This window comes from Sphingomonas sp. 2SG (assembly GCF_005503285.1).
In the GTDB taxonomy this organism is placed as follows: domain Bacteria; phylum Pseudomonadota; class Alphaproteobacteria; order Sphingomonadales; family Sphingomonadaceae; genus Sphingomonas; species Sphingomonas taxi.
Genome location: NZ_SCMZ01000015.1, coordinates 26,817 through 48,869, shown reverse-complemented (window position 1 = coordinate 48,869; position 22,053 = coordinate 26,817). Strand labels below are relative to the sequence as shown.

General features: G+C 69.5%; 14 protein-coding genes. 7 read left to right on the top strand and 7 right to left on the bottom strand.

Annotation, left to right across the window (positions count from 1 at the left end):
• The first annotated feature begins 44 nt into the window (after nt 1-44).
• From FFS23_RS08435 to FFS23_RS08425, 3 genes are read left to right on the top strand one after another with little or no spacing between them, the layout of a single operon-like run.
• Nucleotides 45-1,664 (top strand): DUF5597 domain-containing protein, encoded by a 1,620-nt coding sequence (locus FFS23_RS08435; protein WP_137898250.1) that lies wholly within the window; start codon nt 45-47, stop codon nt 1,662-1,664.
• Nucleotides 1,661-2,677 carry a glycoside hydrolase family 43 protein gene (locus FFS23_RS08430; RefSeq protein WP_137898249.1) on the top strand — a complete coding sequence of 339 codons (1,017 nt, stop codon included), beginning with the start codon at nt 1,661-1,663 and terminating at the stop codon, nt 2,675-2,677. Before FFS23_RS08435 ends, FFS23_RS08430 begins: the two co-directional genes overlap by 4 nt.
• A gap of 4 nt (nt 2,678-2,681) precedes the next feature.
• Complete coding sequence (locus FFS23_RS08425; protein ID WP_137898248.1) at nt 2,682-4,046, top strand: family 43 glycosylhydrolase; 1,365 nt, start codon at nt 2,682-2,684, stop codon at nt 4,044-4,046.
• Between the two features lie 61 nt (nt 4,047-4,107).
• Here FFS23_RS08425 and FFS23_RS08420 read toward each other — a convergent pair whose 3' ends face one another.
• The 3 genes from FFS23_RS08420 to FFS23_RS08410 all read right to left on the bottom strand — a co-directional run bounded on the left by FFS23_RS08420 (nt 4,108) and on the right by FFS23_RS08410 (nt 8,629).
• Complete coding sequence (locus FFS23_RS08420; RefSeq protein WP_038663897.1) at nt 4,108-4,656, bottom strand: GNAT family N-acetyltransferase; 549 nt, start codon at nt 4,654-4,656, stop codon at nt 4,108-4,110.
• Nucleotides 4,657-4,745: 89 nt separating this feature from the next.
• A complete protein-coding gene (locus tag FFS23_RS08415; protein WP_249340592.1) occupies nt 4,746-6,224 on the bottom strand; it encodes a glycoside hydrolase family 30 protein in 1,479 nt (492 codons plus the stop codon).
• A complete protein-coding gene (locus FFS23_RS08410; RefSeq protein ID WP_212742930.1) occupies nt 6,221-8,629 on the bottom strand; it encodes a glycoside hydrolase family 127 protein in 2,409 nt (802 codons plus the stop codon). Before FFS23_RS08410 ends, FFS23_RS08415 begins: the two co-directional genes overlap by 4 nt.
• A 198-nt stretch (nt 8,630-8,827) precedes the next feature.
• Between FFS23_RS08410 and FFS23_RS08405 the strand changes: the two genes are divergently transcribed.
• Nucleotides 8,828-12,055: a glycoside hydrolase family 2 TIM barrel-domain containing protein gene (locus FFS23_RS08405; protein ID WP_137898247.1), complete on the top strand. Its 3,228-nt coding sequence runs from the start codon at nt 8,828-8,830 to the stop codon at nt 12,053-12,055.
• Between the two features lie 304 nt (nt 12,056-12,359).
• Here FFS23_RS08405 and FFS23_RS08400 read toward each other — a convergent pair whose 3' ends face one another.
• The 4 genes from FFS23_RS08400 to FFS23_RS08385 all read right to left on the bottom strand — a co-directional run bounded on the left by FFS23_RS08400 (nt 12,360) and on the right by FFS23_RS08385 (nt 18,105).
• Nucleotides 12,360-14,777: a TonB-dependent receptor gene (locus FFS23_RS08400; protein ID WP_137898246.1), complete on the bottom strand. Its 2,418-nt coding sequence runs from the start codon at nt 14,775-14,777 to the stop codon at nt 12,360-12,362.
• A 70-nt stretch (nt 14,778-14,847) separates the two neighbouring features.
• The gene (locus FFS23_RS08395; RefSeq protein ID WP_137898245.1) at nt 14,848-16,425 is read right to left on the bottom strand and encodes an alkaline phosphatase D family protein; all 1,578 of its coding nucleotides are present in this window, start codon (nt 16,423-16,425) and stop codon (nt 14,848-14,850) included.
• Nucleotides 16,426-16,502: 77 nt separating this feature from the next.
• Nucleotides 16,503-17,243, bottom strand: coding sequence for a hypothetical protein (locus FFS23_RS08390; protein ID WP_137898244.1), 741 nt, complete (start codon nt 17,241-17,243; stop codon nt 16,503-16,505).
• A gap of 34 nt (nt 17,244-17,277) precedes the next feature.
• Entirely contained in the window at nt 17,278-18,105 is an 828-nt protein-coding gene (locus FFS23_RS08385) for a glycoside hydrolase family 16 protein (RefSeq protein WP_171009426.1), read from the bottom strand.
• A gap of 117 nt (nt 18,106-18,222) precedes the next feature.
• On the opposite strand from FFS23_RS08385, the gene FFS23_RS08380 reads away from it, so the two are divergent.
• The 3 genes from FFS23_RS08380 to mprF all read left to right on the top strand — a co-directional run bounded on the left by FFS23_RS08380 (nt 18,223) and on the right by mprF (nt 22,049).
• Nucleotides 18,223-18,993 (top strand): AcvB/VirJ family lysyl-phosphatidylglycerol hydrolase, encoded by a 771-nt coding sequence (locus FFS23_RS08380; RefSeq protein ID WP_137898243.1) that lies wholly within the window; start codon nt 18,223-18,225, stop codon nt 18,991-18,993.
• 69 nt (nt 18,994-19,062) lie between these two features.
• Nucleotides 19,063-19,494, top strand: a complete 432-nt coding sequence (locus tag FFS23_RS08375) for a DUF2147 domain-containing protein (RefSeq protein ID WP_137898242.1) — start codon at nt 19,063-19,065, stop codon at nt 19,492-19,494.
• The gene (mprF, locus tag FFS23_RS08370; RefSeq protein WP_249340591.1) at nt 19,491-22,049 is read left to right on the top strand and encodes a bifunctional lysylphosphatidylglycerol flippase/synthetase MprF; all 2,559 of its coding nucleotides are present in this window, start codon (nt 19,491-19,493) and stop codon (nt 22,047-22,049) included. The genes FFS23_RS08375 and mprF overlap by 4 nt, the downstream gene beginning before the upstream one ends.
• The last annotated feature ends 4 nt before the right edge of the window (nt 22,050-22,053 follow it).

The window sequence follows — 22,053 nt, the reverse complement described above, 5'->3', positions numbered from 1 at the left end:
AGCGGAAGTCATGTCCTACATATAAAATAGGGCAGGAGCGGACGATGGAGCGACGGTCGGTGACGCGATGTGCCTGGACGTCCGGCATCGGGCGTGCTGCTGCCGCGCTGCTGCTCGCCGGCGGCGTCGTGGCGGCGCCGCTGGCGGCGCAGGACAGCCGCTTCGTCGCCACCGACGCGGGCAAGCCGGCGCTGCGCGTCGATGGGCAACCTTTCCTGCTGCTCGGTATCCAGCTCAACAATTCCAGCGGCTTCCCCGCCGAACTGCGCCGCCTCGCGCCCGCGATCCGGCGGAGCCATGCCAATACGGTGATGGCGCCGATCGGATGGGAATCGGTCGAGCCGGTGGAGGGGCGGTTCGACTGGACGGTGGTCGACGAGCTGATCGCAGAGGCACGCGCGCAGCAGGTGCGGCTGGTGCTGCTGTGGTTCGGGACGTGGAAGAACGCCAACATGAGCTACACGCCCGCCTGGGTGAAGCGCGACACCGCGCGCTTCCCGCGGGTCGTCGACGCGCTGGGCAAGCCGATCGAGGTGCTGTCACCGATCGCCGCCGCCAGCCGCGACGCCGATGCGCACGCCTTCGCTGCGCTGATGGCGCATCTGAAAGCCGTCGACGGGCGGCAGAAGACCGTCGTCATGGTGCAGGTGGAGAATGAGGCGGGGACGCTCGGCGCCGATCGCGATCATGCGCCCGCCGCCGAGGCGCTGTTCCGCGCCGCGGTGCCCGCCGACATGCCGAGCGCGAAACCCGGCGACTGGACCGCCAATTACGCCGAGCGCGCGCCCGAGGCATTCATGGCCTATCACACCGCGCGCTATATCGGCGCGGTCGCGGCGGCGGGGAAGCGCGCCTATGATCTGCCGCTCTACGTCAACGTCTGGCCGCGCGAGCAGCCGGGTCTGCTGCGGCCGGGGGACAGTTCGCCCTCGGGCGGCGCGGTGTCGTGGCTGTTGCCGCAATGGCGCGCGCTGGCACCCGCGATCGACGTCGTCGGCGTCGACAATTACGACACCAATGTCGCGCCTTATACCGAGATCGCGCGCGCCTATGACGTGCCCGGCAATCCCCTGTTCGTGCCGGAGACGGGCGGCAGCATGGCGCATGCCCGCCACGCCTTCTGGACGCTGGCGCAGCCGCATGCGGTCGGCATCGGCAAATTCGGCATCGGCGCGGACTTCGGCCTTAAGGACGGGCAGGCGGCGGAGGAGCCGATCGCGCTCGATTATCGTCTGCTGCGCGAGGCGGCGCCGTTCCTGCTGCCGCTGCGCGATGCGGGGCAGGTGCGCGTCGCGGTCGAGGAAGACGGTATGGCGAACGTGCCGCTCGTCTTCGGCGACGTGGATCTCGTCGCACGCTTCGGCGAGGTGCGCGACGGCTATGGCGGGCCGCGCGGGCAGGGCAACAAGGACCTGTCCGGCCGGGTGATCATCGCACGCGCCGCGCCCGATCGCTTCCTGCTCACCGGCGCGAGTGCCAACCTCAAGTTCGCGCCGAGGCTCGGCGCGGCGGGCGGCATCCAGCTCGTCACGGTCGAGGAGGGGCATTTCGAGGGCGGCCGCTGGGTGCGCGAGCGCCTGCTCAACGGCGACGAGACCGCGTTCGGGCTGATCCTGCCGCCGGAGGGGAAGACGCTGATGGTCACCGTGCAGGAGAATCGATGATGTGGCGTGCCGCTTTTGCACTGATGCTCGCGCTGCCGATCGCGGCCGCGCCGGCGCCGACCCCCGCACCGCTGACGATGCCGGCGATGCCGCTGCACGATCCGTGGATCGTCGCCGATGCCGCGACGCGCACTTATTGGCTGTTCACCACCAATCAGGCGGAGATGACCGGCGACAAACGGCTCGGCATCATGGCCTATACCAGCCGCGACCTGAAGCATTGGACGCGCCCGACCGTCGTCTTCGCGCTGCCGGACGGCACCTGGGCCAATGACGGTGCCTGGGCGCCCGAGGTGCATCGCTGGCGCGGTCGCTGGTATCTGCTCACGACCTTCCACAACGAAACCGCCAGGCTCGCCAAGCCGGGAACGCATCGCCGCGGCACCGTGCTGGCGGTGGCGGACCGGCTCGGCGGGCCGTTCACGCTGTTGCGCGACGGCGACCCGATCGCCCCGAAAGAGCTGATGACGCTCGACGGCACGCTCCACGTCGATCGCGCCGGTAAGCCGTGGCTGGTCTATGCGCACGAATGGGTACAGGCGCGCGACGGCACGATCGAGGCGCTGCCGCTCGATGCGACGCTCAAGGCGGCGGGCGCGCCCCGCTTGCTCTTCCGCGCCTCGGAGGCGCCCTGGGCATCGGGCCGGCCGCAGAAGGAGGGCGACAAGATCTACGTCACCGACGGGCCGGAGCTGTTCCGCACCCGCACCGGCCGGCTGTTGATGCTCTGGTCGAGCTATGACGATCGCGGTTCCTACGTGCAGGGCGTCGCGCGCTCGCGCAGCGGCGAACTTGCCGGCCCGTGGGAGCAATTGCCGCCGCTGGTCCGCGCCGACAGCGGCCACGGCATGATCTTCCGCCGCTTCGACGGCGGGCTGATGATGGTGCTGCACCGCCCGTTCCACAATGCGCGCGGCAAATTATACGAGATGCGCGACACCGGCGACAGCGTCGCGGTGGTGCGCGGGGCGAGCGAGCTCGACGGCGAGACTCACCCCACCCATGGAGGCTGACGCGATGACGATCCGATCCCTAGTCGCCCGCGCGCTGCTGCCCGCCGCGGCGCTGCTGGTCAGTGCGGCGGATGCGCCGGCACGCTGGGACGCGACGGGTGCGGGCAATCCGCTGCTGCCGGGCTATTTCGCCGATCCGTCGATCGTCCGCGACGGCGGCCGCTGGTACGTCTTCGCGACGATCGATCCGTGGGGCGGCGATACGCTCGGGCTCTGGACCTCGGACAATGGCCGCGACTGGACCTTCTCGCAGCCGAACTGGCCGACGAAACAGGCGGCGACCAGCCCGACCTCGGGTGATTCCAAGGTCTGGGCGCCGTCGGTGGTCAAGGCGGCGAACGGCCGCTGGTATATGTACGTCTCGGTCGGCAGCGAGATCTGGGTCGGCAGCGCGCCTTCGCCGGCAGGGCCATGGGCCGACGCCAATGGCGGCAAGCCGTTGGTCGCGCGCGACTTCGCGCCCGCCTATCATATGATCGACGCCGAGGCGTTCATCGATAGCGACGGGCAGGCCTATCTCTATTGGGGGTCGGGGCTCAACTGGACCAACGGCCATTGCTTCGTCGTCAAACTGAAGCCCGACATGGTGACGTTCGACGGCGTTCCGCGCGACGTCACCCCCGCGAACTATTTCGAGGGGCCGTTCATGGTGAAAGCGGGGAAACGCTATGCGCTGACCTATAGCGACGGCAACACGACCAAGGACACGTACAAGGTCCGCTATGCGATCGGCGACACGCCGTTCGGCCCGTTCAGGGAGGCCGCCGACAGCCCGATCCTGACCACCGATGCCAGCCGCGACATCATCAGCCCCGGCCATCACGCGGTTTTCCGCAGCGGCGGTCAGGCCTATATCCTCTATCATCGTCAGGCCTTGCCGTGGCCGCGCGACGGCGAGGAGGTGTTGCGCCAGATCGCGGTCGATCCGCTGCGCATCGGCACCGACGGCACGCTGGCGCGGGTGGCGCCGTCGCATGGCGGCGCGGTGAAGGGCTTCGCGCCGGCGCGGGCGCGGGGCTTGCGCTGGCAGGCGTCGGGGAGCGGCGAGGGGGCCTATGGCGCGGCGCGTGCGGCGGACGACAATTACGCGACCTTGTGGCGCGATGGCGGTGAGGGGGCGGCGACGCTGGTGGCCGATCTCGGCGCGGTACGCGCGGTGACGGGCAGCCGGCTGCGGCCGGAATATGCGACGCGGACCTATACGGTCGGCATCGAGGCTTCGGACGACGGCCTGGCGTGGCACACGGTGGTGCCGACGGCGGCCCGATCGGGCTCGCCGATCGCGCTGCCGCATGCGCTGCGCACGCGCTACCTGCGGCTGACGACGGCCAGCGGCAAGGACGGCTATTGGGAGTGGTCGATCGACTGACGTCTTGCGGTCGCACGTGTCTTTTGGGCGGGCGAGTCGGACCGCGCCGGTTCGGGAACGGTCAAAGCGGTTTCTGCATCCGGATCAATGGGATCGCTATACCGTTCGCCACAGCCTCGACGGTTTCCACCGGCTGATAGCCGTTCACCGCATAGAGACGCTCTCCGCTCAACGTGGCCATCAATTCGACGCTGGTGAAACCATGCGAAGCAGCGGCGTCCTCGCATCCCTTCAGGATAAGCCGGCCTACACCCTGCCGGACGAAATCGGGATCCGTGTACATCGCCCTGATCCTTGCGGGATGCTGCGCCGGATCGAGAAGCTCGGGCGCGCGCAATGCGCTGCTATGATCGCCCCCGTAGAGAGTCGCCCGCTTGCTCCAACCGCCGCAACCCATGATGACCCCGTCGCGCTCGGCGATCAGGTAGGTGCCGTCCTCGATCAGCTGCGTGTCCAATCCCATGATCGCGTGACTGGCTGCGACCTGTTCCGGGGACAGCAAGCCGGTTTGAAGCGCATCGATCGCCCGTTCCATGAGCGCCTTGAGTGCCGGGATATCCTGCCGGGTGGCCCATCGTGTCCGGGGAGCGTCGTCGGTCAAAGCGGTCATGTCACATCCAAGCTGGTCGCCCGCTTGGCAGTCTAGCTTCGGGCGTTGCGCCTGTCAGCCGGGACCGCGACCCGTCCGGGCCACCACTATCACCCGGCTTGACACGCCACTGGCTTCCCCCGCCCGCGCGTCAGCACCAAAGTCACCACCGACTGCGCCGGCGCGGTCACCCCCGCGACGCAGCGCGCATCGTGCGTTGCATCGGTCAGCACCGCCTGCGCGCGCCAGCCCTGTGGCACCACCAGCGTCCGCGGCGCCACCCCGCCGTTGACGTGGACTAGCACCAGCGTCGCGCCATCCGGCGACAACGCCCCCGCGGTGTCGAGATCGTCGACCGGCACCAGTCGATAGCCGGGGCGGATATAGCGGCTGAACTGCGCCATCGCCCAATATTTGCGCGTGACGTGGATCGCATGCGGCCCCGCCGCCGGCGCCGCCAGATCGGCCTTGATCAGCCCCCAGTTCGAGGTCGGCTTGCCGTTGCCGCCCGAGAGGTTCTCCACCGCCTGCCAGAATACCCAGGCCGCCGGCTCGAGCCTCTTGAGATCGGCGACGACGTGATCGGCGAAGGCGAGCGCCGAAGGCATGCCGTCGAAATTCTCCCGATCGCCGTCGAGCGGCGTATCGTTCTCGCTCATCCACAGCCGGATGCCCGCCGCGCGGGCGGCATCGCGCGCACCCGTCTGGTACAAGGTGCCGTAGCTGTGGACGTTGAGCTGGCCGACCCGCGCCAGCGTCGCCGGTGGATAGGCCGCGACATCGGCGAGGAACAGCCGGGAGTTGGTCTCGTCCGGCGCCGAGACGACCGTCGCCAGCCCGCGCGCCCTGAGTGCCGCGTCGCTGGCGTCGATCATCGCCGCCTGCCGCGCCGGGCTCCAGTGGGCGCCCTCCTGCGTGTTGGCGGCATGCCAATAATCGGTGTTGGGCTCGTTCACCGGCGACAGCGTGCGGAAGGTGATATGATGCCGCCGCTGCAATTCCTCGACGCTGCGCGCGAGATAGGCGGCAAACGCGCCTTCCTGACCGGGGCGCAGATTGTCGTCGGTCCGCTTCTCCGCGCCCGAGACCTTGCCCGAGACGGTCATGAACCACGGCGGCGAGTTGGAGAAGGCCTCGAAGATCGCGCCCGGCACGCGCGCGTGGATCGCGTCGAGCCACCAGCGCTGGTTGGCATCCTGCGACCAGTCCCACATCCGCGGATCGTCGGCGCGCCAGTCCTGCGCCTGCGTGCCGGGCGGCAGCCGCCAGAAGCCCGGCACCGCCGCGCCGGTGCGCAGATAGGGCTTGGTGTCCGCGGCATCGCCGCCGCCGATATTGTAGCGCGCGATCGTCCAGCCGAGCCCCCGCCCGGTATAGAATAAATCGGCGAGCCGCGTCCGCTCCGCCTCCGGCCAGCCGCCGGTGACGTTGGCGAACCAGGCGAGCGCGGTCCCCCAGCCCTCGAACACCGTCGACGGCCGGTCGACGGCGGGGCGCAGCATGACGGTCACCGGCCGCGTCACCGACGGCGCCGGTGCCGCCGCGGTGCCGAGCAGCAGCGCGGCGAGCAGCGCGCCGATCCGCTTCACGCCACCGACCCCGGCGCCGCGGTCGGTGCCGACAGCATCCGCACCTCGTAGATGTCGACCTCGCCGCGCTTGCCGGTGAAGACGACCTTCGCCGCCGCCTTGCCCTGTTCGCCGGCGCTGCGCAGCGGATAGTCGATCGCGACGAAGCCCTCCTGCGGCTTCGCCTCGCGTGCATCGGTGGCGAGCGGCGTGCCGTCGACGCTGATCGCCAGTTCGCGATTGCCGACGTCGCCGCCCCAATAGACGACGCGCAGCACCGCCGGCCCCGGGCGGCGCTGCAGCGTCAGCGCGATCGTCTCGCCGGCGCGCAGCTTGCGTGCGGACCGGCCGTGGAGCTGCACCGTCTCGGGCTTGCTGGCGGTGAAGGCGTGGTCGCGCTCGGGCTGCATCTCGCCGAGATAGGCGACGTCGGCGGTGCGCCGCGCGAGCGCCTGCCGTTCCTGCTGCGCGCGCAGATAATCGGGCTTGGCCGCCGCCCAGGCCGCGGCGGTGAAGGTCGGGAAATAGACCGCGGTGCGTCGCTCATATTGCGCGTAGAAGGGGCTGAGCTGGAGCGGTTCGCCCAGCGCCGAGCGCGCGGTGAAGCGGTGGGCGCCACCCGCGGTGCGCAGTGCGGTGGTCGCCGAGCCGTCGACGGTGAGCGCCGGGCCCAGCCCGTCGAACGCCTCCGCCGCGGCGCCCATGTCGGCGGCGAGCACCAGCGGGCCATGCGTGAAGGCGATCATCGTCGGATCGTCCGGCGTTGGCTCGGCCTGCAAGTGCATCGGCAGCGTCACGCGGATCCGGTCGCCCGCCTGCCAGCGCCGGTCGATGACGGCATAGCCGTCGCGCATCGTCGCCGGCGCCGGCTTGCCGTTGAGTTCGACGGTCGCACCCTGCGCCCAGCCGGGGATGCGCAGCGCGATCGGCTGCGCGGGGCGGCCGGCGCGGCGGACGGTGAGCGTCGCCTCGCCCTCGCTCGGCATGCGCGTGTCGAGATCGAGCGCGAGCCCCTGCCAGTCGAGGCTGCTCGGGATGTAGAGATTGACGTAGAGCGTCCTCGCCTTGCCCGCGTCATGCCAGTAGATCGAGTCCGCGTGTTTTGCGTGGCTCTCCATCCCCGAGCCGACGCAGCACCAGAAGCTCTCCTCCGCGGTCGAATAGCTGCGCCGCGCGCCCGCCGACAGCGGCATGAAATAGACGAACTGGCCGGTATCGGGCCGCTGGTGCGCGAGGATATGGTTGAGCTGAACGCGTTCGTAATAGTCGAACCACTGCGCCTTCGGCTCCCAGGCATAGAGGTGCCGGGTGAGTTTCAGCATATTGTAGCTGTTGCACGCCTCGCACGTCGCCTCGGTGATCCGCTTCGACAATTGATCGGGCTGGCCGAAATGCTCGCGCTCCGAATTGCCGCCGATGACATAGCTGTGGTGATGGGTGACGCGGTCGTGGAAGAAGCGCGCGGCGCTGGCATGCGCGGGATCGCCGGTCAGCTCGTACAGGCGGGCGAGGCCGATCAGCTTGGGGATCTGCGTATTGGCGTGCAGTCCGGCGAGCTGGTCGCGGCCGGCGGTAAGCGGGTCGAGCACCGCCTTGTGGCGGATCTTCTGCGCCATGCGCAGCCAGCGCGGATCGCCGGTCAGCGCATAGGTTTCGGCATAGGTCTCGTTCAGCCCGCCATGTTCGGCGCGCAGCACTTGCTGCATCTGCGCCTCGCTCAACGGTTCGAGCACGCCCGCCAGATAGCCGGCGAGCGCGACCGCGATTGGCAGCGCGCGCGGGTTGCCGGCGAGCGTATGCGCGTCGAGCAGCCCGGCATGGACCTTGTGCCAGGTGTAGAGCGGCACCCAGCCGCCGTTGAGGTCAAAGCCGCCGGTGCGGATGTCGCCGCGGCGCACCTCCTCGAACACGACCTTGCCGTCGATCGTCTTGCCGTCGCGCTCCACCGTGGTGCCGCCGCAATAGCCGTCGCCATGCGCCGCCTGGATGCGTGCCATCTCGGCGAGCGCATGGTCGAGCGTCGCGGCGACTTCGCGATCGCCGGTATTGGCGACGACCAGCGCACAGGCCGACAGCCAGTGGCCGAGCGAATGGCCGGCGATTCCCTGCGCCTCCCAGCCGGCATAGACCGGCTTGGGCGCGGGCAGCTTCGCCGACACATAGAAATTGTGCAGCAGCCGCTCGGGATCGAGCGACAGCAGATAGCGGCGGTTGGCGGCGAAAGCGTCGGCGAAATGCGACGGCCTGAGCCGGACGTGGCGCATCGGCACCGGTTCGACCCTGGTCGCCTTGTCGGCGGGCAACGTCGCGGCGAACGCCGGTCCGGCGAAGACCAGCGCGCTCGCGCCGCCGAGCAAGGTACGGCGGGTGACGCTCATGGATGCGCAGCCATGCTGCGGCGTGTCTGCTTCTGCCGATCCCGTCATCGTTCCTCCCGAGCGCATCGCTGCCGCCGTCCTTGTCCGGTCTATGATTTGTCAGACTAGAGATGGCGATTTTGCGCGTCAACGCGGCTGCACCCGAAGCGCCCGGCAGGACGGCGCGCCACCGTATACGTTGGCCTTGCGCCGCCCGAATAAGCCGATATGTCTGACAACAAGAAGACAAATACAGGGAGCGGAAACATGCGACACGCATGGTTGTGGGCGGGAATCATCGGCAGTGTCGTGGCGAGCGCCGCGCTGGCACAGGACGGCGCGCCGCAGGTGCAGCCGGTACAGGTCGACCCGTCCCGCCCCGATTGGGAGAATCCCGCGGTGTTCGCCCGCGGCAAGCTGCCCGCCAGCGCCACCGGCTTCCCGTTCGAGAGCCGGGCGAAGGCGCTCGCCGGCGACGAGGCGGCGTCCGCGCGCCATGTCTCGCTCGACGGCACCTGGAGCTTCGCTTTCTCCCCCGATGCCGACCGGCTGCCGGCCGGGTTCGAGCGGCCCGACTATGACGTGTCGACGTGGAAGCAGATCAAGGTGCCCGCCGACTGGCAGACGCAGGGCTTCGACCAGCCGCGCTACAACAACATCACCTATCCGTTCCCGGCCAACCGGCCGCTGATCCCGCATGCGACCAATCCGGTCGGCTCCTATCGCCGCGACGTCACCGTCCCGGCGAACTGGACCGGGCAGGACGTCATCCTCCATATCGGTGCGGCAGGCTCGGCCTATTACGTCTGGGTCAACGGCGAGAAGGTCGGCTATTCCGAGGACAGCAAGCTGCCGAGCGAGTTCGACGTGACCAGATGGGTCAAGCCGGGCAGGAACACCGTCGCGATCCAGATCTTCCGCTGGTCGGACGGCAGCTATCTGGAGGATCAGGATTTCTGGCGCGTGTCGGGGATCGAGCGCTCGGTCTATCTGATGGCGGCGCCCAAGGTGCGCGCGCGCGACGTCTTCGTCCATGCCGGGCTCGACGCGGCCTATCGTGACGGCCGGCTCGCGGTCGACGTCGCGGTGACGCCGGGCAGCGCGGCGAGCGTGCGGCTGGTGCTGCTAGACGGCGCGCGGCAGGTGCTCACCCGGACGCAGCCCGTCGCGGCCGCCGCGGCGGAGCGCAAGCTGACGCTGACCGCGGACGTGCCGGCGGTGAAGCCATGGACCGCGGAGACGCCCGATCTCTACACGCTCGTCACCGAACTGGTCGATGCGCGCGGCACGGTGCTGCAATCGACCGCCCGTGCGATCGGCTTCCGCACCGTCGCGATGCTGAACGGGCAGGTCACCGTCAACGGCAAGCCGATCACGATCCGCGGCGTCAACCGCCACGAACACGATCCCGAGACCTTCCACGTCGTCAGCCGCGCCTCGATGGAGCGCGATATCCAGCTGATGAAGCGGAACAACGTCAATGCGATCCGCACCTCGCATTATCCCAACGACCCGTATCTCTACGATCTCGCCGACCGCTACGGCCTGTACGTCATGGACGAGGCGAATATCGAGAGCCACGCCTATATGGATTACGCCAATCGCGTTCCCGACGAGCGGTCGAAATATCAGATCGGCTTCGATCCGGCGTGGAAGGACGCGCATGTCAGTCGCGTCGCCAATATGGTCGAGCGCGACAAGAACCATGCCTCCGTGATCTTCTGGTCGCTCGGCAACGAGGCGGGGATCGGCCCCAATTTCCGTGCCGCCGCCGAGGCGGCGCGGGCGCGCGATCCGGGCCGGCTCATCTCCTATCTCGGCTGGGGGACGTTCGGCGGCATCCACGATCACCGCCCCAACGATTTCGCCGACATCTATGCGCCGATGTACGATCCGGCGGTGCGGATGGCCGATTACGCCGCCAACTGGAATTTCAAACAGCCGATGATCCAGTGCGAATATGCGCATATGATGGGCAATTCGGGCGGTAACCTGAAGGAATATTGGGACACGATCTACGCCCATCCCGACAAGTTGCAGGGTGGCTTCGCCTGGGACTGGGTCGACCAGTCGATGTACCGCTACACCAAGGACGGGCGGCGCTATTGGGGTGACGGCGGCGAATATGGCCCCAATCCGGGTGGCGATATCGAGTTCGGCGACGGCCTGTTGCAGTCGGACCGCACGCCGAACCCGCAATTGTTCGAACTGCGCAAGGTCTATGCGCCGGTGCAGTTCGACGGCTTCGACCCGGCGAGCGGGCGTGTCACCGTGCGCAACCGCCACGACTTCCGCGATCTGTCTGGCTTCGATTTCGACTGGGAGCTGGCCGAGAACGGCGTCGTCGTCGCGCAGGGTGCGCTGCCGCCGCAGAGCGTCGGGCCGCGTGCCGCCGGTTCGCTGACGCTGCCGGTGGCGAGCTGGACGCGCAAGCCGGATGCCGAATATTTCGTGACCGTCCGGGTCCGCGCCAAGGCCAATGCGATCCCCGCGGTGGCGGGCGGCACGACGCTCAGCTTCGAGCAATTCGCGCTCGGTGGCGCCGCGTCGCTCGGCACGCCGCCGGCTGCGGGCAAGGTCGACCTGCGCCAGTCGGGCGGCGCGATCACGCTGGCGGCGGGCGGGGCGAGCCTGGAGATCGATCGTGCGACCGGTCTGGTGCGCCGCTACGCCGCGGACGGGCGCGAGCTGGCGTCCGGAGGCGCACCGCACTTCTGGCGCGCGGTCACCGACAACGATCTCGGCATCGGCACCGCCGAACAGCTCAAGGTCTGGAAGACGATGAGCGACACGCGCCGCGTCACCGCGGTGCGTCAGGCGAAGACCGACGCGGGCGCGAGCGTCACCGTCGACTATGCGCTCGGCGATGGCGATGCGACCTTCACCACCGTCTATACGATGGCGGGTGACGGTACGGTCGAGGTGCAGGGCGCGCTGACCCCGCTGAAGACCAAATTGCCCTCTCCGTTCCGCGTCGGCCTCGCCTTCGCGCTGCCGACCGATATCACGACGGTCGAATGGTATGGCCGCGGGCCGCATGAAAGCTATGTAGACCGCAAGACCTCGGCGCCGATCGGCCTGTGGCGTGGCGCGATCGCCGCGCAGGACCACGATTACATCCGCCCGCAGGAAACCGGCAACAAGGTCGACGTGCGCTGGATGGAGCTGTCGGGGGCGGGGCGCGGGCTGCGCGTGCAGGGCGCGACGCCGCTGATGATGAACGCGCTCGCCTTTCCTTATGCCGATCTCGACCGGCATGAACCGGGCACGTGGAAGTCGACCGACGTCGTGCCGCACGGCCAGGTGACCTTGCTGGTCGATGCGGCGCAATGGGGGGTCGGCGGCGACACGCAATGGAGCGAGTTCGGCAAGCCGCTGCCGCACTATCGCGTGCCGGTGGCGCCGACCCGCGTCGCCTTCCGCCTCGCGCCCTTCACCGGCGAGGGGACGACCCCGGACAAGGCGCGCACGGCGACCGCGACGGGCAACGACTGACGCGGCGGGGGGTGCGGCGTGCGAGGACGCCGTACCTTCGCAGCCCGGTGCACCCCGGAGTGAGTCGAAACCTCTGCGAAAGTCCCATCGCTCAAATCAACGCAATGCTCCTGCGAACGCAGGAGCCCAGAGCCAAGCAAGACAACGCCGTATGGCGTTCGGTACTCCTGGGCTCCTGCTTTCGCAGGAGCACTGGGCGACTTTCGCAGGGGTCTCTAACGAATAAGGGGTGCCGGGTCTGATGGGGAAGCCGTGCGAGCCTCCCTCCCTGCCGCGACCTTATGCGGTCGCCCGGTGCGCCCCTTCAGAAGCGCACTCGCACCGTGCCGCCATAGGTGCGCTGATTGCCGGGATAGCCCTGAATAATGCCGGTCGACTTCGTATAGCCGAGCAGGTTGATGAAATAGGCCTTGTCGAACAGATTCTCGACCCAGAGCTGCATCTCGAGCCGCTCGTTGTCGAGCAGCACGCCGACGCGCGCGCTGGCCAGCGCATAGGCCGGGATCTCCGCCGAGGGATCGAGCGTGATCGTCGTATTCTGCTTCGAGCGCCAGTTGACGTCGATCAGCCCATAGGCCTTGGTCGTGGCGTCGAGCCGCTGCGTATAGTCGACGGTGAGATCGCTGGTCCATGCCGGCGCCCATGCCACCTGCCGCCCGGTCAGGTCGCAGGTCACCCGGTCGGTCACCTGCCCCGGGCAAACCGAATTGGCGAAGGAGGAATAGGTCGCCTTGTCATAGGCGATGAACCCCTTGGTATGCAGGCCCGGCACCAGCCACGTCTCATTCTCCAGCTCGATGCCGCGCGAGGTCAGCGAGCCGACGTTGGCGAGGAATTTGAGCGCGGTATTGCCGATGCCGACCGACTGGTTCGCCTGATAGTTGCTCACCTTGGTATGGAAGGCGGTGAGGTTGAACAGGATGCGGTGGTCGAGGAAGGTCGACTTGATCCCCGCCTCGAAATTGTCGGCGGTCTCGCCCTTCACCGTCTGGCCTGTACCGGGCGGCAGGTCGGGACCGGCGTTGAACGGCAACAGGTTGAAGCCGGCCGATTTGTTGCCGCGCGCATATTTGCCGTAGACGAACACGTCGGGCGTCACGCGGTAATTGGCGCCGATCTCGCCCGATAGCGCGCTGTCCTTCAGGCTGGTGTCGACATGGCCGAGCTGCGCATTGGCACCCGCGGCGGACAGGACGGCGATCTGCGCGGCGTTCAGCGCGCCGGGATTGGACGCGACGACACCGTCGTACAACTGGCTGCGTCGTTCCCACGTCTGGCGCAGGCCGGCATCGATCGCCAGCCGGCGCGATGCCTCGGGATGCCAGGTGACGTTGCCGAACAGCGCGTCGGTATCGGTGTGGAAGATCGCCTGGCTGCGGATGCCGAAGCCGGCGACGCGCGCGGCATAGGCGCCCTGTGCCCAGTTGCGCCCGACGACCGTGGGGAAGGCGCTGGCCGAGGGATTGGCCGCCCAGATATTGTACTGGCGGCCGAAGCGGACCCGCGAATCGACCTGCAGCCGCTGGCGGCTGAGGAAGCCGCCGAAGGTCGCCTCGATCGGCCGGTCGCGCGGCGTCGCCCAGCGCAGCTCCTGCGACACCTGCTTCTCGACGTTGCACGAGCCATAGTCGCTGATCGCGTCGAGCTGCGTGTAATCATTGTCGTTGTTGGTGAAGCAGCTCCACCGTTGCCAGCCGGTGATCGACGTGAAGGTGCCGAGATCGGCGGGCGACCAGTCGATCTGGCCGCTCGCGCTGTCGAGGCTGGTGCGGGCATCGAGCCGGCCGTCGATATTGACGTAGCGGTCGCGCGCGTTGCTGGTCAGCAGCGGATAGCCCGCTGCCGCCATCCGCGCCTGCAACGCCGCCGGATTGTAGACCGACAGGATCACCGGCGAGATCGTCGGGAAGAACTGGCGCGCATGCGTGCCGATCAGCCGGATCGCGAGATCGTCGGTCGGCGTCGCGAGCAACTGGCCGCGCACGCCGATACCCTGGCGCGCGTTCTGATATTGGTTGTTGAAGAGGTTCTTATAAGTGCCGTCGCGGTTGCTGTAGAAGCTCGACAGGCGGATCGCGAGCTTGTCGGCGATCAACGGGCCGGTGACGCTGCCCTTCACCTCGGTGAAGCCGAAATTGCCGGTGCTCGCCTCGGCGGTGCCGCCGGACGTGAAGCTGGGTTTCAGCGTGTTGATCAGCACCGCGCCGGCGGTGGTGTTCTTGCCGAACAACGTTCCCTGCGGCCCGCGCAGCACCTCGACGTCGGCGAGGTCGTTGAAATCGTTCGACACCATGCCTTGGCGGCCGGTGTAGACACCATCGACGAACACGCCGACCGACCCGTCGATGCCGTCGGTGTTGAAGCCGTTGTTGCCGATGCCGCGGATGCCGAGGTTGAGCTGCTTCGGATTGGTCAGATAGACCGAGAAGGCGGGCAGCTTGAACTGGAAGCTGGTGAAATTGGTGAGGTTCTGCCGCGTCAGCGTGGCGGCGCCGATGACGGTGATCGGGATCGGCACGCGCTGCGCATTCTCGCTGGTCTTGCGTGCGACGACGGTGATCTCGCGATCCTCGCCCTCCTCCACCGCGGCGGCGTCGGGGGTCCCGGGATTGTCGGCCGTCGCGGTCTGCGCGAGCGCCGGCACGGCGGCCAACAGCGCCGAGCTCGCCAGCCAGGCAAGCGTCATCCGGCGACGAAGCGTCGCCTTGCGTTCGATCGTCATTGCTGAACCCCCGTGATCTTATCCGGCTGGGCTAGCCATGATCCGTTACGTCGCTGTTACAATCCGGACATCAACTGCGTTGATCGCGGATGCCGGGGCGCCCGGGTTCGAGCGCGAAGCGGACGAGGTCGCGGATACCCGATTGCGAATCGCGCGCGTCGTCCAGCCCGCGGAAGGTGACGCGCCCCTCCTTCGCGGTCAGGTCCACGAGGCCATAGCCGCGCACCTCGTTTTCGGCGAAGACGAGACCGTTCGCCGCCGCCTGCTGCTTGAAGCTGGCGTCGTGGAACAGCGAGGTGATCGATCCGCCGACGAACTCCGCCGCGATCGGCGCCGCATCGGGCTGCGCGGGATCGTGGACGTCGGCGGCGGCGAAGGCGTGGATGTCGCCGCCGAGCGCCACCGGGTTCGACGTGCGCGCCTCGACCCAGCGGCGGTAGATGCGATCGCGCGCGGCGGGATAGCCCGACCAATTGTCCGCCGAATATTGCACGCCGCGCTCGGGATGGTCGGCGTCGATGCGGCCCTGCTGGTGCATCAACGTCTGCTGCGCGAGCAGATTCCATTGCGCGCGGCTGTCGCCTAGCGCCTGCATCAGCCAGGCTTCCTGCGCGTCGCCGAGCATCGTGCGGTCGGTGGCATAGAGATCGGGGCAGGGCTCGATCAGCGTGCGGTAGCGGGCGTGCGCCGCGACCAGCCCCGGCGGCTGGCAGGCGCGGGCGCCGCGATACTGGCGATCGTCGACGATCTGGAATTGCGCCAGCCGGCCCCAGTCGAGCGTGTGGTAGATGCGCATCGCCGACCCCAGCGGCGGCGCGGCGCGGACCGGCTGATGCTCGTACCACGCCTGATAGGCGGCGGCGCGGCGCAGGAGGAAGGCGGCGGGGTCGCTGTTGTTCTGGTCGAGCGCATTGGCGTAATCGTTGGCGACCTCGTGATCGTCCCAGGTCAGCACCCACGGCGCGGCGTGATGCGCCGCCTGCAGCAGCGGATCGCTCTTGTAGGTGGCGTAGCGGACGCGATAGCCGGCGAGATCCCTGGGCTCCGGATTCTGGTGCAGGCGCACCGCATCCTTGGCGGTCGGCGCGCCCTCGTAGATGTAGTCGCCGAGGAACAGCACGAAATCCGGGTCGTCGGCGACCAGATGGCGATAGGCGGCGTAGAAGCCAGACTCGTATTTCTGGCACGATCCGTAGGCGAGCCGGAGCCGCTCGACCGGCGCCCCCGCCGCCGGTGCGGTGCGCGTCCGCCCGACCGGGCTCGTCTCGCCGCCGGCGAGGAAGCGGTAGAAATAGCGGCTGGCCGGGCGCAGCCCGCGCACGTCGACGTGGACGCTATGCCCCCAGCGCGGCTCGGCGCGCGCCTCGCCCGTGCGGACGATCCGCGTGAAGCCTTCGTCGGTCGCGACCTGCCAACGCACCGGCACGGCGAGCGGCGGCATGCCGCCCGCCGCATCGAGCGGTTGCGGCGCCAGCCGCGTCCACAGGATCACCGAATCGGGCAAGGGATCGCCCGAGGCGACGCCGAGCGCGAACACTCCGGCGGGCAGCCGCTCCGCCCCGCGCGCCGCCACCGTCAGCAGCGCGGCGGAGCCGCCGATCAGCGCGCGCCGGCTCAGCACCGGCGCGGTCTTGCTCGTCTCAACCATGGATAAGGTCCCGCATCGCCGCGCTATCGTCCCGCGTTGCGCGGCGATGATGACAGCGTGATGACGCCCGGCGCGGCTCAGCCCGGCTTGAGCTGCGCCGAATCGATGTGCCAGCGCAACTGGCCGGGGCTGGCGCCGTCGACGTCGTTGACGCGGCGCACGACATAGCGGCCGCGGAAGCGCTGGTGACGGCCATCGTCGAGCGTCGCGTCGACGGTGACCGGTACCGGCTGGTAGAGCGATCCCGCCCCGGCGTCGCCCGGCGGCAGCGTGCCGATCGTCACCCGCGTCGTGCGGGTATGCGCGAAGCCGCCCGCGAAGGCGGCGTAGGTCTGGCCGGGGCGGCCGTCGTCGCCCCATTGCTGCCAGGCGGTGCCATAGTCGCCCGCGTTGAGCGCGGCGTAATAACGCTGCACCACCGCCGCGGCGGCGGCGGCGCTCTTGGGCGGCGGCGTACAGCCCGGCATCGGCGCGCCCTTGCCGTCGAACAGCGCGCAACTGCGCGCGATCTCGTCGTCGATCAGCGCGCAGCTGTTGACGGCGTTGCACGGCGGATGCGTCGCCGGCGAGACGTTGCGGCAGATCGCGACGCGGCGGGCAGCCGCGGCGGCGCCGATCTCGGCGGCGCAGGACAGCGGGCGGGTACGGCGCGGCGTCGTCGCGGCGACCGGCGCGGCGGCGGCCGGTCGCGACGCAGGGGCGGTCGTCGTGGTCGCGCCGTCGCCCGCGGCGCGTTCGGTCCGGCCATCGGCGCTGCCGCAGCCGGCGAGCAGCAGCGGCGCGCACCACGATGCCGCCGCGATCCATGTCTGTTTCATCGGGTAACTGCCTCCATCACCGTCGTTCTAGCCGCTATCGCCGCGCCCAGAAACGCACATAGTCCACCGCCATCCGCTGCGGCAGCGCGGCATCGTCCACGCCCTTCACGCCGCCCCAGTCGCCGCCGATCGCAAGGTTGAGGATCAGCTGATACGGCCGGGTGAACGGCCATGCCGCCGCACCGCCGGGGCGATCGTTGGCGACGCGCATATAGGCGCGGCCGTCGACGCCGATCAGGATCGCATCGCGCCGCCAGTCGAGCTGGTAGCGATGATAAGCGGTGCAGGCGGTCGGCACGGTCACCTGCGCGCCGCGCTGCGTGCCCTTGACGTGATTGTACGCCGCGCTGTGCACCGTCGCATGGACGACGTTCGGGTCCCAGCCGACCATCTCCATCACGTCGATCTCGCCCGCCGCCGGCCACCGCCCCGACGACGGCAGCAGCCAGATCGCCGGCCACGTCCCCCGGCCGCACGGCAGGCGCGCGCGGATTTCGTAGAATCCGTAGCCGAAGGCGCGGCGGCTGACGAGCTTGGCCGAGGTATAGGCCTGGCCGCCGCTGTCGGGTGCGGTCGCCCGCTCGGCGCGCGCCTCGATCACCAGCGCGCCGTCGCGGATGCGGGCGTTGGCGGGGCCGTAATATTGCTTCTCGTGGTTGAACCAGCCCGTCTTGTTCTGGGCCATGTCGAACCGCCACAGGGTCAGATCGATGCGCGGACCGTCGAATTCGTCGGCGACGTCGGGTGCGCGCGCGGGGGCGGCGATCGGCCGGTCGACGCGCTGGTCGGTCGCGCCGAGCGTCGCCGGCGGGGCGATGGCCGCCTGCGCGGCGAGCAACATAGGCAGCAGGATCGGCGACATGGCAGCACCCTCGATATCCAGATTTTCATCAGCCTATCAGTCTCTTGCCGCGTCGGGTGACGAAAAGTTCATGATCGCGCCATCGCCGGGACAGCGGAACGCGTGCAGGACGGCGGGATGGCATCGCAACGCTCCCGATCGCTGCGGTGGCGGCTCGCCTGGATCGCCGGTATCGCCGGCGGCGTGCTCGCGCTCCTCGCCGGGATCGCCGCCAGCGCCGGCTTCTTCGACCGCGATGCCGCGCATCTGTTCGGCCCACAGGGGATCGCGCGGCCGATCGGCGTGCTCTACGTGTCGGGCGACATGGGGCTGCGCTACGGCCCCAATCCGCATACCGTACGCGCTTTGGCCGGGCAGGGGTTCCCGGTCGTCGCCCTGAGTTCGCCGGCCCTGTTCGGCCTGCGCCGGACGCGGGCGGAGGTCGACCGGATCGTCGCCGACGGCGTACGCGCCGCGCTGGCGCGGACAGGCGCGGCGCGACTGATGCTGATCGGCCAATCCTATGGCGCCGACGTCTTGCAGACCGGGCTCGCCGATCTGCCGGTGGCGCTGCGCAGCCACGTCGCCGGCGTGGTGCTGGTGGTGCCCGGCGAGACCGTGTTCTTCCGCGCCGACCCGTCCGGCCTCGTCTATCGCGGCACGCCCGACAGCGAGAGCCGCACGACGCTCGCCCGGCTCGGCTGGACGCATCTCACCTGCATCTACGGCGCGGCGGAGGTCGACAGCGCCTGCCCGGACCTTTTGGCAGGGCGCCGGGCGGGGCGGGCTGGGCAGGCGACGGTGGTGGCGATGCCCGGCGGCCATTTCCTCAACGACGACCGCGCCGGCCTGTTCGCGCACATCCTCGCGGCGATCCGCCACGCCGCGCCCGACGCATTCGCGCGTTGATTCGCGATGGTGCTGCGGTTCCGAGGCGTGCGTGCCGTCTATGATCGTATGATGGTGGGGGATACGATCATGACGATGGCACGAATCACGACGGTCCTGGCGGGGATGCTGGCGGTCGCGGCGGGGGCGTCGGCGGCGCAGGCGAATTTGCGCCCGGGGGCGCCGGCGGTGATCGGCCGCTGGGCCAATCCACGCGGCACGCTGGCGGTGCAGACCGGGCGCTGCGCCGACGGCGCGCTGTGCGGCCAGATCGTCTGGGCCAGCCCGCAGGCGCGCGCCGAGGCGCGCGGCGCCGGCCTGCCCGACCTCGTCGGCACGCAATTGCTGCGCGGCTATCGCCGCAACAAATCGGGCGCCTGGGAGGGCAAGGTGTTCGTGCCCGACATGGGCCGCACCTTCTCCTCGCGCATCCATCAGAGCTCGCCCGCCACGCTGACCATCACCGGCTGCGTCGTCGGCACCTTCCTGTGCAAGTCGCAGACCTGGCATCGGGTGGCGTGACGACCGGCCGTCTGGATGCGGTGATGGCGCTCGCGCAGCATCACCGCCGCAGCCTGACGGTCGCCGCGGTGCTGCTCGTCGCGGGCATCGGCTTCGCCGCCTTGCGGCTGGTACTGCGCGAGGTGCATCTCAGCGACGTGCGCAAGGCGCTGGCTGCGATCCCCGACGTGCGGATCGCCGCCAGCCTCGCGCTCACCACCGCCAGCTATCTGCTGCTCACCGGTCTCGACTGGGTGGCGCTGCGCGCGATCGGCCGCCCGCTGCCGTGGCGGGTCGCCGCGGCGGGATCGTTCACCTCCTATACGCTCAGCCACAATCTCGGCCTGTCGCTAATCACCGGCGGCTCGGCGCGGCTACGCCTCTATGGCGCCGCCGGACTCGCGTTCGGCGAGATCGCGCAGGTCGCCGGCATCTGCGCGATCGCCTTCTGGGCGGGCGTCGCCGGGGCGGCGGGGATCGGGCTGATCATCGGCGACGGCATCGTCCTCGGCCCGGTGACGCTGTCGCCGGTCGCTGCGCAGGGACTGGGCGTCCTGTTGCTCGCCTTGCTCGCGGTGCTGCCGGTGCTGCGGCTGCGCGGCGCGACGACGCTCGGCCCGGCGCGGTTCGGCATCGCGCTGCCCAGCCTGCGCCAGATGGGCGCGCTCGCCGGCCTGTCGCTCGCCGATCTCACCATGGCCTCGGCCGCGCTCTTCGTGCTGGTGCCGGGCACCGCGCCCGGCGCCTTTCCCGGCTTCGTCGTCGCTTATGCGGTCGCCGTGGTCGTCGCGCTGCTGCTCCACGTCCCCGGCGGCCTGGGGGTGTTCGAGACGGTGGTGCTGGCGACAGTGCCCGGCGACCGCCCGACGTTGTTCGCCGCGCTGCTGCTCTACCGGCTGATCTATTATCTGCTGCCGCTGCTCGTCGCCGCGATCGGCATCGCCGCCAGCGAGGGCTGGCGGCTGCGCCATCCGATCCGCCGAGGCCTCTCCTATGTCGATCGCGCCGGGCAGTTGCTGGCGCCGAGCGCGGTCACCGTGCTGGTCTTCGTCGCCGGCTTCGTGCTGCTCGTCTCGGGTGCGCTGCCGGGGGTGAAGGGGCGGCTGACCGAGCTGACCGATCTGGTGCCGCTGCCGTTCATCGAGGGGTCGCACATGGCGGGCAGCCTGATCGGCACCGCGATGCTGCTCGTCGCGCCGGCGCTCACCGCGCGGCTGCGTTCGGGCTGGGCGGCGGCGCGCATCCTGCTCGTCGGTGGCGCGATCTTCTCGCTGCTCAAGGGCCTCGATTACGAGGAGGCATCGCTCCAGCTGGTCGTCGCCGGGGTGCTGCAATATTGCAAGGCGAGCTTCTATCGCGAGGGCGGCATCCTCACCGACCGGCCGCGCTGGCCTTGGCTGGTCGCCGCCGCCGCGGCGCTGGGGCTCAGCATCTGGGCGGGCTTCTTCGCCTACAAGCGCACGCCGTACAGCGACGAATTGTGGTGGCGGTTCGCGCTCGACGCCAATGCGCCGCGCTTCCTGCGCGCCAGTTTCGCCGCGGGCGTGCTGCTCACCGCGGTATCGGCGTGGCAATTGCTCACCGCCAGCCGGACGCGGACGATGCCCGACGCCCTGCCGCCCGAGCCGGTGCTGGCGGCGGCGCTGGCGCATTGCCCGCGCACCGACGCCGCGCTCGCCTTCACCGGCGACAAGAGCTTCATCGTCTCCGCCGCCGGCGACGCCTTCCTGATGTACCGCGTGCAGGGGCGCAGCTGGGTGGTGATGGGCGACCCGGTCGGCCCGGCGGCGGCGTGGAGCGAACTGGTCTGGAGCATCCGCCGCGCCTGCGACGCGCGCGCCGGGCGATTGTGCTTCTATCAGGCGAGCGAGCGGATGCTGCCGCTGTTCGTCGAACTGGGGTTGCAGGCGATCAAATATGGCGAGGAGGCGCATGTCGTGCTCGCCGACTTCACCACCGCCGGTCCGCGCGGCAAGCCGTTGCGCCACGCGGTGCGGCGGACCGAGGCGGCGGGCGGGGTGTTCTCAGTCGAACCGGCGAGCGCGGTGCCGGGGCTGATGGCCGAGTTGGGCGAAGTCTCCGCGGCTTGGCTCGCCGCCAAGGCGGGGCGCGAGAAACGGTTCAGCCTCGGGGCGTTCGATGCCGCCTATCTGACGCGCTTTCCGATCGCGCTGGTGCGGGTCGAGGGGCGGATCGTCGCCTTCGCCAACATCTGGGTCTCGGGCGACGGCGACGAAGCGTCGGTCGACCTGATGCGCCACCATCCCGACGCGCCTTATGGCACGATGGAGATGATGCTGGTGCGGCTGATCGAATGGGCGCGGGGCGAGGGATATGACCGCTTCAACCTCGGCATGGCGCCGCTGTCGGGCATGCCGAGCGGGCGGCTGGCGCCGGTATGGGCGCGGCTCGGCCATGCATTGTTCGCCAATGGCGAGCGGCTCTACGGCTTCGCCGGGCTGCGCGCGTTCAAGGCCAAGTTCGGCCCCGTCTGGGTGTCGCGCTACGTCGCCACGCCCACGGGAGCGGCGATGCCGCGCGCGCTGATCGACCTCGCGCGGCTGGTGAGCGCCTGATCGC